The sequence below is a fragment of the Winogradskya consettensis genome, assembly GCF_018332715.1.
Lineage (GTDB): Bacteria > Actinomycetota > Actinomycetes > Mycobacteriales > Micromonosporaceae > Actinoplanes > Actinoplanes consettensis.
The window spans coordinates 1-13,945 of record NZ_BOQP01000041.1 but is presented as its reverse complement, the minus strand read 5'-3'; the positions used below and the strand labels follow the sequence as shown (position 1 = coordinate 13,945).

The 13,945-nt window shown below is 71.1% G+C and carries 12 protein-coding genes; 8 read left to right on the top strand and 4 right to left on the bottom strand.

Translation table 11 applies throughout. From position 1 onward, the window contains the following. Positions 1-97: 97 nt before the first annotated feature. Positions 98-1,144 (top strand): LacI family DNA-binding transcriptional regulator, encoded by a 1,047-nt coding sequence (locus Aco04nite_RS33960; protein ID WP_213001338.1) that lies wholly within the window; start codon positions 98-100, stop codon positions 1,142-1,144. Positions 1,145-1,190: 46 nt separating this feature from the next. On the opposite strand, the gene Aco04nite_RS49215 is transcribed toward Aco04nite_RS33960, so the two are convergent. Further along, the gene (locus Aco04nite_RS49215) at positions 1,191-1,451 is read right to left on the bottom strand and encodes a hypothetical protein (RefSeq protein WP_244876501.1); all 261 of its coding nucleotides are present in this window, start codon (positions 1,449-1,451) and stop codon (positions 1,191-1,193) included. Between Aco04nite_RS49215 and Aco04nite_RS49210 the strand changes: the two genes are divergently transcribed. Together Aco04nite_RS49210 and Aco04nite_RS49205 are read left to right on the top strand one after the other, a co-directional pair. Further along, positions 1,405-2,025 carry an alpha/beta hydrolase gene (locus Aco04nite_RS49210; RefSeq protein WP_244876497.1) on the top strand — a complete coding sequence of 207 codons (621 nt, stop codon included), beginning with the start codon at positions 1,405-1,407 and terminating at the stop codon, positions 2,023-2,025. The two genes, Aco04nite_RS49215 and Aco04nite_RS49210, sit on opposite strands and share 47 nt — an antisense overlap. Further along, positions 1,926-2,456 carry an alpha/beta hydrolase gene (locus Aco04nite_RS49205; RefSeq protein WP_244876500.1) on the top strand — a complete coding sequence of 177 codons (531 nt, stop codon included), beginning with the start codon at positions 1,926-1,928 and terminating at the stop codon, positions 2,454-2,456. The genes Aco04nite_RS49210 and Aco04nite_RS49205 overlap by 100 nt, the downstream gene beginning before the upstream one ends. Before the next feature lie 3 nt (positions 2,457-2,459). Here Aco04nite_RS49205 and Aco04nite_RS33950 read toward each other — a convergent pair whose 3' ends face one another. Further along, complete coding sequence (locus Aco04nite_RS33950) at positions 2,460-6,713, bottom strand: PDDEXK-like endonuclease domain-containing protein (protein WP_213001337.1); 4,254 nt, start codon at positions 6,711-6,713, stop codon at positions 2,460-2,462. Positions 6,714-6,820: 107 nt separating this feature from the next. On the opposite strand from Aco04nite_RS33950, the gene Aco04nite_RS33945 reads away from it, so the two are divergent. From Aco04nite_RS33945 to Aco04nite_RS33930, 5 genes are all read left to right on the top strand, one after another. Further along, positions 6,821-7,768: a GlxA family transcriptional regulator gene (locus tag Aco04nite_RS33945; RefSeq protein ID WP_244876483.1), complete on the top strand. Its 948-nt coding sequence runs from the start codon at positions 6,821-6,823 to the stop codon at positions 7,766-7,768. A 758-nt stretch (positions 7,769-8,526) separates the two neighbouring features. Next, complete coding sequence (locus Aco04nite_RS49785; RefSeq protein WP_280519405.1) at positions 8,527-8,652, top strand: hypothetical protein; 126 nt, start codon at positions 8,527-8,529, stop codon at positions 8,650-8,652. Positions 8,653-8,820: 168 nt separating this feature from the next. Continuing rightward, on the top strand, positions 8,821-9,819 hold the full coding sequence (gene gap / locus Aco04nite_RS33940; protein ID WP_213001335.1) for a type I glyceraldehyde-3-phosphate dehydrogenase: 999 nt from the start codon (positions 8,821-8,823) through the stop codon (positions 9,817-9,819). Continuing rightward, the gene (locus Aco04nite_RS33935; RefSeq protein ID WP_213001334.1) at positions 9,765-10,787 is read left to right on the top strand and encodes a PfkB family carbohydrate kinase; all 1,023 of its coding nucleotides are present in this window, start codon (positions 9,765-9,767) and stop codon (positions 10,785-10,787) included. The genes gap and Aco04nite_RS33935 overlap by 55 nt, the downstream gene beginning before the upstream one ends. A gap of 44 nt (positions 10,788-10,831) precedes the next feature. Further along, positions 10,832-12,325: an HNH endonuclease signature motif containing protein gene (locus Aco04nite_RS33930; protein ID WP_213001333.1), complete on the top strand. Its 1,494-nt coding sequence runs from the start codon at positions 10,832-10,834 to the stop codon at positions 12,323-12,325. A gap of 385 nt (positions 12,326-12,710) precedes the next feature. Here Aco04nite_RS33930 and Aco04nite_RS33925 read toward each other — a convergent pair whose 3' ends face one another. Beyond that, positions 12,711-13,031 (bottom strand): hypothetical protein, encoded by a 321-nt coding sequence (locus Aco04nite_RS33925; protein ID WP_213001332.1) that lies wholly within the window; start codon positions 13,029-13,031, stop codon positions 12,711-12,713. A gap of 23 nt (positions 13,032-13,054) precedes the next feature. Further along, positions 13,055-13,945: aldo/keto reductase (locus Aco04nite_RS33920; protein WP_213001331.1), on the bottom strand; the 891-nt coding region annotated here is incomplete at its 5' end.

Here is a 13,945-nt window from a genome sequence, read left to right as displayed (position 1 = left end):
GGTGCTTGCCCGCACGTCCCCTGTCAAGAGCCCCCGCGATATCGTTCAGTCGCTCTCGCCCGTGGTTCGGGGCTCTCCGCCGGGAAAGGACTTGTCGATGTCCGACGAGGCGCCCCCGCACCCGAAGTCCCGGGGCGCGGCCCGTCGTGCCCAACGCCGCGGCCCGACCATCGAGGACGTCGCCGACCTCGCCGGCGTCTCCCGCGGCACGGTCTCCCGGGTCCTCAACGGCGCCCACCACGTCAGCCCGGCCTCCCTGGCGGCCGTCCACCAGGCGTTGACCCAGACCGGCTACGTCGTCAACCAGAGCGCGCGCAGCCTGGTCACCCGCCGCTCGGGCACGATCGCGTTCGTCCTGTCAGAACCCCAGGACCGCCTCTTCGAGGACCCCGTCCTGGCGACCCTCCTGCGCTCCTGCACCCAGCTCCTCGGCGACCACGGCTCCAGCCTCGTCCTGATGCTCGCCGGCACCCCCGCCGAACGAGCCCGCGTCCTGACCTTCGCCCGAGCCGGCCACACCGACGGCGTCCTGCTCGTCTCCACCCACACCGGCGACCCCCTGGCCGCCCAGCTGGCCGAAACCGGCATCCCCACCGTGGTCTGCGGCCGCGAGCCCCGACACCTGCCCTTCGTCGCGGCTGACGACCGTGGCGGCGCGCGGTTGATGACCCGCTACCTGATGGACCGCGACCGGCACCGCATAGCCACGGTCGCCGGGCCCGCCGACACCCCGGGCGGTGCGGAACGCCTCGCGGGCTTCCGCGACGAGCTCGGCGACCGGGTTGACGAGCGGCTGATCGAGAACGCCTCGGCCTACACGATCAGTGCCGGCCGAGAGGCCATGGACCTTCTGCTGAACCGAACCCCCGACCTGGACGCCGTCTTCGTCGCGTCGGACCTGCTGGCCGTCGGCGCCCTCCAGGCGTTGCAGGCAGCGGGGCGCACCGTCCCCGGCGACGTCATCATCGGTGGCTTCGACGACTCCGCCATCGCCTCCGCCACATCCCCGCCACTGACGACGATCCGCCAGCCGCTCCCCCTGATCGCCGCCGGCCTGGTCGAAGTCCTCCTCGACCGCATCGCCGGCCGCTCCGCGGATTCCCGCATCCTGCCCACCGAGCTGGTCGTTCGCGAATCCGCCTGACGAGCATCCGACGTGCGGGCAACAGATCCGAGACCAGATCACCCACTCATCTGTCCGTGATGGAGATGGTCCTTGAGCTCGTTGTGGTGGTGGGGTCGGTCGTGCTGGTGGTGGGCCGGTGGCTGCCCGAGGCCGTCCCGGGTTGGTTGCGGTCGGTGCGGTGGGGGTGGTGGTGGCGGCCGGGGTTGGGCTGGCCGGGTTCGGGGTGCGGTGGCAGGTGCTGGTGGTGCTGGCTGCCGGTTGCGGGGCGGGCGTTGCCGGTGCCGGGGTTTCCGGCGCTGTCCGGGCCGTTCGCGGTCGGGACCACGGTGGTGCAGTGGAGCGATCCTGATCGTGGCGAGGCCGCCGCGCCGGATGGTGGTGATCGGCGCATTGTGGTGGTGCAGCTCTGGTATCCGGCGGGGGCGGTCGGGGCTGATGCACCGCGGGCGCAGTATCTCGGGCGGGATCGGCGGGAGGCGGACGTCGTCGCTGCCCTGGAAGCTGAATACTTGGGGGCGCCGGCCTTCTTGCTGGACGGGCCGCCGCGGGCGCACACGCATGCGGTGTTCGACGCTGCGCCGGCGGCGGGTGGGCGGTTTCCCGTCGTGCTGTTCTCGCCGGGGCTGGGTGGGCTGCGGACTCAGAACACCGCGGGGGCCGAGAATCTGGCCGGGCGGGGGTATGTCGTGGCGGGGGTCGATCATCCGTACGATTCGGCGGCGGTTGTGCCGGCGGATGGGCGTACCGTCAGGACCCGGATCTCGGATGAGGCCGCCGGGCGAGGAGCGACTGGATCGGTTTGCGGGCCGCCGACCTCAGGTTCGTCCTCACACAACTCGGGCGCCTCGACGACGGGCGGATGGACGTCGGGCGGATGGACGTCGGACGGGTGGCGGTGACCGGGCACTCTCTCGGCGGGGCGGCGGCCATGCGTGCGGCCCAGCAGGAGGCGCGGTTCGGCGCCGTCATCAACCTCGACGGCGGGCCCGATCCGGAGCAGGGGCCGCTGCGGCAGGCGGTGCTCGCGCTCACCCACGAGATCCGGGACAAGGCCGACGCCGGCTATCTGGCGCTGCTGTCGAAGGTGCTCGAGAGCGGCGCTGCCACGAGCTGTCGGCTCACCGTGCCGGGCAGTGCGGATCTGACGTTCACCGATGCGCCGTTGTACCTGCCGCCCGTACCCTCCGTGGTGGGGTGTCTCGGGCCGGCCGGGAGTGTGCGGATGACCACTGAGACCTGTGCGGCGTTTCTCGACGTCACGCTGCGGGGCCGGGTGCTCGATCTGCCCGCGGTGCTGGTGCGCGACGGTGACCTGCGGGTATACCCATGATGCTCAGATCGGGACGTTGTCGGCGAGCCAGGTGCGCGGGGTGACCGTGACGCGGTGGTGCGGGGTGACCGGCAGGGCGGGGTGGATGCCGCGGCGGTCGAGGGCTGACCACAGGTCCCGCAGGACCGCGGGTTCGTCGATGACGAAGGCGGATTGCGGGATGCGGAAGAACTCCCAGCCGCAGCGGGCCAGCTCGCGCTGGCGGATGAGGTCGTTCTCGTAGCGGTCGGGGCCCTGCCAGGTGTCGGCGTCGCAGAGGACGGCGAGGGTGCTGTCGGGGCCGGAGACGACCAGGTCGATGCGGTAGCCCATGGTTTCGTGGTGCGGGAGCACGGTGTAGCCGCGGGCGGTGATGCGGTTGTGGACGCGTTGTTCGAACAGGGAGCGGAACGGGGCGGTCAGGACGTCGTCGGGGACCGCCGGGGGCTGGTCGGCGCCGGCGTGGCGGGGCGGGCCGGCTGCCACCTCGTAGCAGTAGTCGAGCAGGCGGCGGCGCAGGTCGTCGGGGTCGGCGAAGTCGGCGGGGCGCAGGGAGTGGTAGACCCACATCTGGTCCTTGGCGCGGGAGGCGGCGACGTTGTAGCGCTGCAGGTACATCTCGGTGGTCGCGGCGGCGGGGCGGCGGCCCGGTTCGGCGGCGGTGACCATGCTGAGGAACATCACGTCGCGTTCGGAGCCCTGGAAGTCGGCGGAGTCGCCGCAGCGCAGGTCGCGCTGCTCCCACTGGGCCGGGTCGAGGCGGTCGAGGAGCAGGCTCTCGATCAGTTTGGCCTGGTGGGGGCCGCGCAGGGAGATGACGCCGAAGGTGAGGCCGTCGTAGCGGGGGTCGGTGGTGCAGGCGACGAGCTGGTCGGCGATGGCCATGGCCTCGGGCGGGTTCGTGCGGTCGGTGGTGCCGCGCAGGTAGCCGTCCTCGATGTGGACGGGCTTGACCGGGTCGAGGCGGTCCGCGCCGTACTGGCGGACGGGGACGAGGCGGATACGCTCCGGTTCGTACGCGACGCGGTTGGAGAACTCGATGATCTCCGGGACGCAGCGTCGATGCTCGACCAGCGGGATGTGGCCGCCGAAGCGCATCTTGGCCTCGTCGAACAGGCTGCGCTGCGGGTCCTGCCAGGACGCCCGGTACGGGTCGTCGTGCAGGTACTGCGCCGCGAGGTTGCGCAGGTCCTCCTGGTCGACGCCGACCGCCGCCGGGGACACCTGCCGGTCGTCGCCGATCACCACGATGGTCGGCGCCAGGTACTGCAGGAACGCGGCGGACAGGCCGGCCTGCGACGCCTCGTCGACGATCACCACGTCGAACATGTCCGGCTGGACCCGCAGCTGCTCGGCGATCCGGTAGATCGGCATGATCCACACGGGCACGGACGGGCGGCACCGGTCCATGGCCTGGCGGATCTCGGCTCGGCGCTGGGCCGCGTACTTTCCGGCGCCTTTGCCGAGACGGCGTACCAGCTGCCCGTACTGTTGCAGGTTCGCCCTGGCGGAGCCGGTGATCCGGTCCGGGGCGCAGGCGTGCCGCCAGGCCCGGGCGGCGGCGAGCTCTTCGACGTGCCCGCGGATCGCTGTCTCGGTCTCGGCGGCCTCGGTCTGCAACTTGTTGATGTCGGCGGGGCGCTGCCGGAGCAGCCATTTGCCGGTGACCGCCCAGTCCCAGGCCTCGTGCCAGTTCGCGAGGCGCTTGTCCCAGACCCGGTCGGCCGCCGTCGACGCGATCGCGTCCCGCAGCGCCGGGGAGCGGTAACCGAGGGTCGCGGCCAGCTCGTCGCGGTGGGTGACCAGGGCGCGGACCTCGGCCAGGCGCACGATCCGGTTGGCGGCCACGGCGTACGCGGGGGTGTCGCGATTATGGACCGCCGTCAGCAGGTCGCGCAGGGCCGGCGACGAGGTCGGGTCGTGGGGCAGTTTCAGCACGGGCAGGGCCGCGGCGTCCACGACGGTCCGCGTGGCGAACAGGACCTCCTCGGCGGCGGCGGCGTCGACCAGGCGGGCGTACGCGCGTACCGTCGGAAGATCCTTGTTCTGGTCCTTGAGCGCCGTGCCGAGGGTCAGCACGCGGTCGAGCAGGTCGAGTTCCGCGCGGTGCCGGGCGAGCCGCTCCTGCGCGGTGTCCGTGGTCGCCGACGGCGAGAACCGGTCGAGGCGGGCCAGCAGGTCCTGCAGCTGCGCCCACGCGAGGAAACCGTCGACCGCTTCGAGCGTCGTGGGCGGGTTGCCGTTCACGCGTACCTGGTCGAGCAGTTCCCGGGCCGCCCGCACCGGTCTGGCACTGAGCAGGCCCAGCGTCGGCATGCCGTCGGCGCCCACCCGGATCCGCGAGCCGCCGCTGAGATGCCGGCGCAGCTGGTCCGCGAGCGACACCAGCGGGGCGAGGTCGGTGGTCTGCGGCGCGATCTCGGTGACCCCGGCGCGGCGCACGAGCGGTTCGGCCTGGTCGAGCAGGACACGTACCTGCTGCGCCCGCTCACGCCAGACCCGGTCGCGGCCGGAGCCGACCTCCACGAGCGCTTCCGGCATCCAGGCCTGCCGGCTGCGCGCCAGCTCGTCCGCGATGCCGGCGATGCGGTGCAGTTTCGCCCGCAGGGACTCACGGTCCGCCTTCGGCAAGGTCCGGATCATCGGGTACGCCGGGTGCTGCCGGTCGGCCAGGAAAGCCTCGAAAACCGTGGCGGCGTCGGCCTCCGCGCGTACGGCAGCGGCGAAATCGGCGAGCGGCATCAGCGCGCCGGGCTCGGGCAGCGTGTCGTAGGCCGGGCCCTCGTCGGCGTTCAGCGCGCCGTCGCGCAGCAGCCACAGCCACTCGACGACCTGCGACGCGGTCAGCGGCGGCGCGGCGAGGGGCTCGACCGGCATCCACGCGCGGATCCAACCGTGCCGGGGCTCGTCCAGCCGGTGCGCGGCGGCGATCGCGGCGAGCGTGCCCCGGTACGGTCCGCGCTCGTGCCGGGCGATCTCGGCGGACCGCACGTCGATGATCCGGCGGTGCAGGGTCGCCCGGTGGCGCCGGAGCCGGTCGACGGCCATGAGATGGTGCTCCGCCGTACGCGTCCCGCGCCGCTCGTCGTAGTCGACGGCCTGCTGCGAGATCGTGTCCACGGCGATCCGCAGGTCGGTCAGGTCCTCCCGCGAGGCCCCGACGACGGCCACCGAGAGCGGGCGGACGGCTTCGGGCAGCTTCGCGCGTACCTCCTTCAGTGCTCTGTCGGTCTGAGCCGTGACCAGCACGCGCTTGCCCTGAGCCAGCAGATGGCAGAGCAGGGCGGCCGCGGTGTGCGTCTTGCCGGTGCCGGGCGGCCCCTGGACCAGGGTCTGCGCGTGCCGGTCGACCTGCTGCAACACCCGTAGCTGCTGTTCGTTGACCGGCAGCGGCAGGAACACGTCGTCGTCCACGCCCACCATCGCGCCCGGCGTGGAATCGGTCTTCACGGTGGGGCGGTGGTCCGGGTCGACCAGCGGCAGGATGCCCTCCGGCACCACACCGGAGTCGAGCAGCTGCGTACGGATCGTCTCCAGCAACTCCACGATGCCCTGCCGGTCGCGCCGGCGCAGCACGATCGCGGGCGCCAGGCTCACCTCGGGCGTGCCCGGCGTCTCGCGGCCCGGCGCCTCCGACTCCCGGTAGCCGGCCGCGGGATCCAGGCTGTTCGCCAGCCGGTGCAGCAACTCGCCGATGGCCTCCCGGTTCAGCGGGTGCTGCGCGTACGCCCGGGCGACCTCGCGGGCCTCGGTCAGGTGCGGCGAACCGGTCAGGTGCGGGCCGAGCATGTCGAGCTCGATGCGCAGCGGGTCCGCACCCTCGACGGTGTGCACGCGCAGGGTGCCGCTCACCGGGTCCAGATCGATGGTCACCGGGGTGGTCACCAGATGCCGCCGGACGGCCTCATGGCCCTCCGGCTGCCAGACCAGGCAACCCACGGCCAGGACCAGCTCCTGCTCCTCCGGGTTGGCGGCGGCTTCTGCCTGCATCGCAAACAGTTGTTTGTACGCGTCCCGCACCCGCTTCTCGGCGTCCGCCCCTTCTGCGACGGCCTCGGCATCTCCCGCGGGGTGGATCCTGTCGACGTGCGCTATCTCGTCGCCCGGGGCCGGGGTGCCCGACCAGTGCGCGAAATGGACGGCGGGATGCCGGGGCAGGTCACCGGCCCACGCGAGCTCGTACCCGTCGTAGGTGCGCGGCGACGAGACGGCGGACTGCTGCGCCCGCGCGAGAAACTCGAATAGCCGGACCGCACGGTCCAGGTGGCTCGCTGTCACCCTGCCGAAGGTAATGCCCCGATTGCGTTCACGTAGGGGTGATCGTCCAGTTACCCCTCTTCCAGCGCTCGCTTCGGCGTGCTGTCCCGCGCGTACCCTGCATGCTCGTGGGTCTGCATCGTGTCGCCGTGCTCGTCCTGGAGGGGGCCAAGCCGCTCGACGTCGGCATCCCGGCCCAGGTGTTCACCACCCGGGCGAGCATGCCCTACGAGGTCCGCGTCTGCGGCGCCGCCGCCGGCCTCGTCACGGGCGGCGACGGCCTCTCGTACCACGTCGCCCACGGCCTCGAGACCCTCACCTGGGCCGACATCGTCTTCATCCCCGGTTACCGCTTCCCCGGCCGCGACGACCCGCCCCCGGCCGTGGTCGACGCCCTGATCACCGCCCACAACCGCGGCGCCCGCCTCGCCGCCATCTCCACCGGCGCCTTCGCCCTCGCCGCCACGGGCCTCCTCGACGGCCGCCGCGCCACGACCCACTGGCACTACACCCGCGCCTTCGCCACGAAACACCCCCGGATCCAGGTCGACGAGAACGTCCTCTTCGTCGACGAGGGCCGCGTCCTCACCTCCGCCGGCGCCGCCTCCGGCCTCGACCTGTGCCTCCACATCCTGCGCGGCGACCTCGGCGTCGCCGCCTCCAACCACGCCGCCCGCCGCCTGGTCGCGGCCCCCTACCGCAGCGGCGGCCAGGCCCAGTACGTCCCCCGAAGCGTCCCCGAACCCCTCGGCGAACGCTTCGCCGCCACCCGCGAATGGGCCCTCCACCACCTCAGCGAAACACTCACCCTCTCCGCCATGGCCCAGCACGCCGCCGTCTCACCCCGCACGTTCTCCCGCCGCTTCGCCGACGACACCGGCTACACCCCCATGCAATGGATCATGCGAGCCCGCATCGACGTCGCCCGAGAACTCCTCGAACGCTCCCAACGCACCGTCGAACAGATAGCCACCGACGTCGGCCTCGGCACCGGCTCCAACCTCCGCCGCCACTTCCAGCACATCCTCGGCACCACCCCCACCGACTACCGCCGCACCTTCACCGAGGGCACGTAAGCCGCCGCGGCCGAGGCGTGGGCAGGCCGAGTGGGCGGGCCAGGCCGGATTGAACACGGGTGGCGCGAGCACGCGTGGGCAGGCCGGATGCGCGGGCCGGGCCGGGCTGCGTGGGCCGGGCCGGGCTGCGCGGGCCGGGCTGCGCGGGCCGGGCTGCGCGGGCCGGGCTGCGCGGGCCGGGCTGCGCGGGCCGGGCTGCGCGGGCCGGGCTGCGCGGGCCGAGCTGCGCGGGCCGAGCTGAGCGGGCCAGGCCGGATCGAGCACTCGTGGCGCGAGCACTCGTGGCGCGAGCACTCGTGGGCAGGCCGGATGCGCAGGCAGGCTGAGCGGGCCAGACAGGCTGAGCGGGCCAGACAGGCTAAGCGGGCCAGCCCGGATCGAGCACGGTTGGGGCGAGCACGGGTGGGTAGGCCGGATGCACGGGCAGCAGGGCCGGGCAGGGCCGGGCAGGCTGAGCGGGCCGGGACGGGCACGCTGGGCCGAGCGGACTGGGCGGGATGCGGGGCAGACCAAGCACGTCAGGCGGCCTGAGCCGAGCGCGCCGGACTCGCTCAATGGCCCCGACACGCTGAGCGGGACCCGACACGCTGAGCGGGCCCCGACGCGCTGACCGGCCCAAGTTGAACGGCCCAAGCTGAACGAGCCAAGTTGAGTGGCCCAAGCTGAGCGGCCCAAGAGCGCGCCGGACCAGACACGCTGGGACGGATCCGCTGGGACGGATCCGCTGGGACGGATCCGCTGGGCGGACCGAGCACACTATGCGAGGTGGACTGAGCACGCCGGATGCGCTCAGCGGGCTGAGCAAGCTGAACGAGCAGGGCACGCTCATCGAGCCGCCGGCCCAGTCGATCAATACCGCGCCGGGTCGTCCCTGGTCGCCATGAAGCGGCGCGACCATGACGCTCCCCCGCTAATTGTGTTGTGCACAACTTAATTGCCCACAACTTAATTGCCCACAACTTAATTGCACACAACTTAAGCTGGCGAGATCGTTGCGGATAGTGGCGTGCACGCCACTGTTGCAGGGAGGTTTCTCGCGCGAGCCTGGAGTCATGACTCGCATCGCCATCAACGGATTCGGTCGCATCGGCCGCAACGCGCTGCGCGCACTGCTCGAGCGCGACAGCAAGCTCGAAGTCGTCGCCGTCAATGATCTGACCGAGCCCGCGGCGCTCGCTCGCCTGCTCGCGTGGGATTCGACCTCGGGGCGGCTGGGCCGTCCGGTGACGACGGACGGTGACACGATTGTCGTCGACGGGCGCCGGATCAAGGTTCTTGCCGAGCGCGACCCGGCCCAGTTGCCGTGGAAGGATCTCGGCGTCGACCTCGTCCTCGAATCGACCGGCCGGTTCACGTCGGCGACGGCGGCCCGCGCACATCTCGCGGCGGGTGCCCGCAAGGTGCTGGTGAGTGCGCCCTCGGACGGCGCGGACGTGACCCTCGCCTACGGCGTCAACACCGAGCGGTACGACCCGGCCGCACACATCATTGTCTCCAATGCCTCGTGTACGACGAATGCGCTCGCGCCGCTCGCCAAGGTGCTCGACGAGCTTGCCGGTATCGAGCACGGGTTCATGACGACGGTTCACGCGTACACGCAGGAGCAGAACCTGCAAGACGGCCCGCACCGGGATCCTCGCAGGGCCCGCGCCGCCGCGGTCAACATCGTCCCGACGACCACCGGCGCCGCCAAGGCTATCGGCCTGGTCCTGCCCGGCCTGGCCGGCAAGCTGTCGGGCGACTCGATCCGCGTGCCGGTGCCGGTCGGGTCGATCGTGGAGCTCAACACCACCGTCGCCCGGGACGTGACCCGCGACGACGTGCTGGCCGCCTACCGTGCGGCGGCGTCCGGGCCGCTCGCCGGGATCCTCGAGTACTCCGAGGACGCGCTGGTCTCGTCCGACATCACCGGCAACCCGGCCTCGGCCATCTTCGACTCGGCCCTCACCCGCGTGGACGGCCGCCACATCAAGGTCGTCGCCTGGTACGACAACGAGTGGGGCTTCTCCCACCGGGTCATCGACACCCTCGAGCTGCTGGCCGCGGGCTGAACGCGTACGAACAGGATGTTGTCGGGATCGGCGCTCTCAACCTGGACTACATCGCCGATCCTGGCACGCCCCTGGAAGCGGAGTGGGGAACCGAAACCGCCGTCGACGCCGCAACCATCAACTCGGCCATCCAGCTCGCGGGCCCGGAGCGGCTCACGACGACGCTCGGCGGCTCGGCGTTCAACACCGTGCACGCGATCGCGAGTTCCCGGCCCGGGCTGCGTCTGGGTTACGTGGGGGCCGCCGGCCGGAATCCGACCGGCGGCCCCTCCCCGCGCGCCGGACTCGCCGCACTCGGCATCGACCACCGCCACGTGTCCTTCACCGACCAGGCTCTCTCCGGGATCTGCTTCTCCCTCACGGAGAACGGCGACCGTACGATGCTCACCCACGCGGGCGCCAACCGCACCTTCCCCGAGCACGTGGACCGCCACTTCGACGCGCTCGTGAGCTACTTGTCCCGCACCCGGCTGGTCCACGTGACCTCACTGCTCGACGACGCCTCCGCCGGCCGCCTGCTGACCCTGCTCACCGCCGTCAAGACAATCAACCCGGCCACGGTGCTCAGTTTCGACCCCGGTCACGTGTGGAGCACCGAGGTGACCCCTGACATCGAGCGACTGGTACGCCTCAGCGACTACCTGCTGCTCAACCGTCGCGAATTCGCCGAGCTCCGTACCGTACTCAATCGGACTGAAGCCGTTGTGGTGGTGAAAAATCCGGACCATATAGAGGTACGCCGTCCGGGCGCCCGCCCCGAGCTCCATCCACAGATCCCGTTGCCCGACGCCGAGATCGTGGACGCCACCGGCGCGGGCGACGTCTTCGCGGGCGGCCTGCTCATCGGCCTCGCCCAAGACGCCGGCCTCGGCGCGGGCTGCCGCCTCGGCATGCGTCTGGCCCGGCACAAACTCCAGCACATCGGCGCCACCGGCCACGACGGATTCGCCGCGCTGACCGACCCCTGAGGGAGGTTCCAGATGGTGAATGTGGATCTTTGCAAGGCCGGAAAATGTCGTACGCCTGGGCCAATGTGGTCGTCGTGCTGGCAGAGGTGCAGAAGCTCAGAAGGGACGCGGCGACACTCGCCGCAGCCCCGTGCTGGAGCCTGTCCGACGCCGCACTGACTCTGACGCTGCAAGAGGCACGCCGTGCGGAGCAGGCCGCCAAACTCCTACAGGTACGCCTCACCCGTGAAGCCGACGGCCGGGGCATTCCCACCGCATCAGGCCATCGCTCGACAACCCAGTGGCTGCGCACCGTACTGATCCTCGATTCCCCGGCGGCCCGGGAGCTCGTCGCCCACGCCGCCATCCTGAACCATCCCGCAATCGAGCAGGCAGTGCTGGACGGCCAAGCCGACCTGCGCCAAGCCACGGTGATCACACAAACCCTCGACGCCATCCCCACCGACCTCGCACCCTTCACCGACGTGGTCTCCCCTGCCGACCTCGACGGCTCCGCCGGGCTCGACGCTCCCGCCGGGCTCGGCGGGCCCGGCGAGCTGGGCGGGCCCGGCGAGCTGGGCGGGCCCGGCGAGCTGGGCGGGCCCGGCGAGCCCGGCGGGCCCGGCGAGCTGGGCGGCGCCACCGGTCTCGACGGCGCGTCCTCTGCTGGCGCAATGGTCGTGGATCTCGCCCAGATCGTGCGCGACGCCGAAACCACGATGATCGACATGACCGAACGCCTGTCCGCCAACCAACTACGCCGCGCCGGGGAACGCATCCTCACCTACATCGCCCCGCACCTGGCCGACAGAATCGACGAAGCAGCCCTCACCCGCCAGGAAGCCCGAGCCGAACGCAAACGCGGCTTCACCCTGTCCCTACCCGTCGACGGACTCGTGCGCCTCTCCGGAACCCTCGGTGTCGAAGACGCCGCGACGGTGCAAGCAGTCCTGGACCCCCTGTGCAAACCCAGACCCCGCGACAAACGAACCCCAGCACAACGCCGAGCAGACGCACTCCTCGACGTATGCCGACTCGCACTACGCACCGGACAACTCCCCGCCAACGGCGGCGAACCACCCCAACTCTCGATCACCGTCGCCTACAACCCGCTGGCCAAAGCCCTCGGCATCGGCACCACCGACACCGGCACACGCCTATCCCCAGAAACCATGCGACGACTGGCCTGCGACGCCAAAATCATGCCCACCCTCCTCGGCACCCAAAACCAGATCCTCAACGCCGGCCGCCGCCGCCGACACACCAACGGCCCCCTACGCCGCGCCCTGCACATCCGAGACGCCGGCTGCGCCTTCCCCGACTGCGAACTACCACCACGATGGACCGACGCCCACCACATCCTCAAATGGACCGCCGGAGGCCCCACCAACCTCGACAACCTCGTCCTCCTATGCCGCCACCACCACAACCTCATCCACAACCCCGACGCCGGCTGGCACATCCGCCAAGGACCCGACCGCCACCCCGACTTCATCCCCCCAGCCACCATCGACCCCACCAGACAACCCCGCCGCAACCTCTACCACCCACGCCAATAGACAGTCCGTCACCTCGCCGACACGGCGTGATCACATCGGTGGTTCCCCTACTCAGGCACCATCCCAGCTGTCTGCGCCGGCACCATCCCAGCTGTCTGCGCTGGCGCCGTCCCAGCTGTCAAGCCCTGACGACGTCGCCGATCCGCAGGCGTCTGCTGGCGGGTCAATCAGGAGGCCGTGGAGTGCCTCGCTGATATGTTTCCGACGGCTCGGGTCAGGAGCTTCCGACGGCCCGAACCGATCGCTGCAGTGATCGAGAAGCGCTCAGGGCGTTCTTCCAGCGCGTCTCCTCTCGCGCTCCCGCCATCCCGGCCTACCACGAAACTGCCGCGACGGGCCGCCGATGCGCAGGACCAGGCCGGTTCGGGACGCCCCATCGCCGACATCATGGGCGCTCAGGAGCGACGCCGACCCGGGTTATGAGCGAGGTCAGCGCAGCGACGGTCACTGACCGGAAGCTCTTCACCGCACCGGGTCGGCATGATTTCTGGTCGGCGATCCGGGATGACCGCGCGATCATCATCCTCAGACTCATCGGGACGGAAGCTGACGCTACGGGCAGGAAGCTGACGCAACCGGCAGAGGGCCGACGCGACGCCTCGTCGGCGTTGCGGTCGGCGACGTATGTCGCGATCGCGGAACCAGTGCAGCCATCACCCGCTGTCGGCGGGCTGATCATGATCGGCCGACGGGCGACGATCGGCATCCGGATGAATGTCTTGTCGGTGACTAGGCCGCTGCGCGGGCGTCGGTGGGGCGGCGGCGCAGCGTGGTGTCAGTGATGGCTTCCGGTTTGAATGCCATGTCGAGCGCGCCGACGTCGGTGCCCGGCGGGACGATGGCGTCGATGGCGTCGAGGGTTTTGTCGTCGAGGATGGTGTCGGCTCCGGCGAGCAGGTCGTCGAGCTGGGCCATGGTGCGGGGGCCGATGATGGCGGAGGTGACGCCGGGGTGGGCGATCGCGAAGGCCATGGCGAGGTGGGTCAGGGAGAGGCCGGCCTGCTCGGCGACGGGAAGGAGTTGTTCGACGGCGTCGAGGCGGTTCTCGTCCTTGTAGTGCTTGAACGGCAGGCCTGCGCGGTGGGTGGTGGCTTGCTGGCCCTTGCGGAACTTGCCGGTCAGCATGCCCTGGGCGAGCGGACTCCAGACCAGTGTGCCCATGCCGTAGCGCTGGGCGACGGGGAGGATTTCGCGTTCGACGCCGCGGTCGAGGATCGAGTAGGGCGGCTGTTCGGTGCGGAAGCGCTCGTAGCCACGGCGCTCGGCGGCCCATTGGGCCTCGACGATCGCTGAGGCGGGGAAGGTCGACGAGCCGATCGCGCGGACCTTGCCGCTGCGGACGAGGTCGGTCAGCGCCGAGAGGGTCTCCTCGATGTCGACCGTCGGGTCGAGGCGGTGCAGCTGGTAGAGGTCGATGTGATCGGTCTGCAGGCGGCGCAGGGAATTCTCGACCTCGGCGATGATCCAGCGACGGGAGGTGCCGCGCTGGTTGGGGTCGTCGCCCATCGCGCCGTTGACCTTGGTCGCGAGGACGACGCTGTCGCGGCGGCCCTTGAGCGCCTTGCCGACGATCTCCTCGGACTCGCCGTGGGAGTAGACGTCGGCGGTGTCGACGAAGTT

What these genes read in the sequence shown, in the direction of transcription:
- gap (WP_213001335.1), top strand. Translation starts at nt 8,821, where the DNA reads ATGACTCGCATCGCCATCAACGGATTCGGTCGCATCGGCCGCAACGCG.
- Aco04nite_RS33960 (WP_213001338.1), top strand. Translation starts at nt 98, where the DNA reads ATGTCCGACGAGGCGCCCCCGCACCCGAAGTCCCGGGGCGCGGCCCGT.
- Aco04nite_RS49785 (WP_280519405.1), top strand. Translation starts at nt 8,527, where the DNA reads ATGCGAGGTGGACTGAGCACGCCGGATGCGCTCAGCGGGCTGAGCAAG.
- Aco04nite_RS33925 (WP_213001332.1), bottom strand. Translation starts at nt 13,031, where the DNA reads ATGCCGATCGTCGCCCGTCGGCCGATCATGATCAGCCCGCCGACAGCG.
- Aco04nite_RS33930 (WP_213001333.1), top strand. Translation starts at nt 10,832, where the DNA reads ATGTCGTACGCCTGGGCCAATGTGGTCGTCGTGCTGGCAGAGGTGCAG.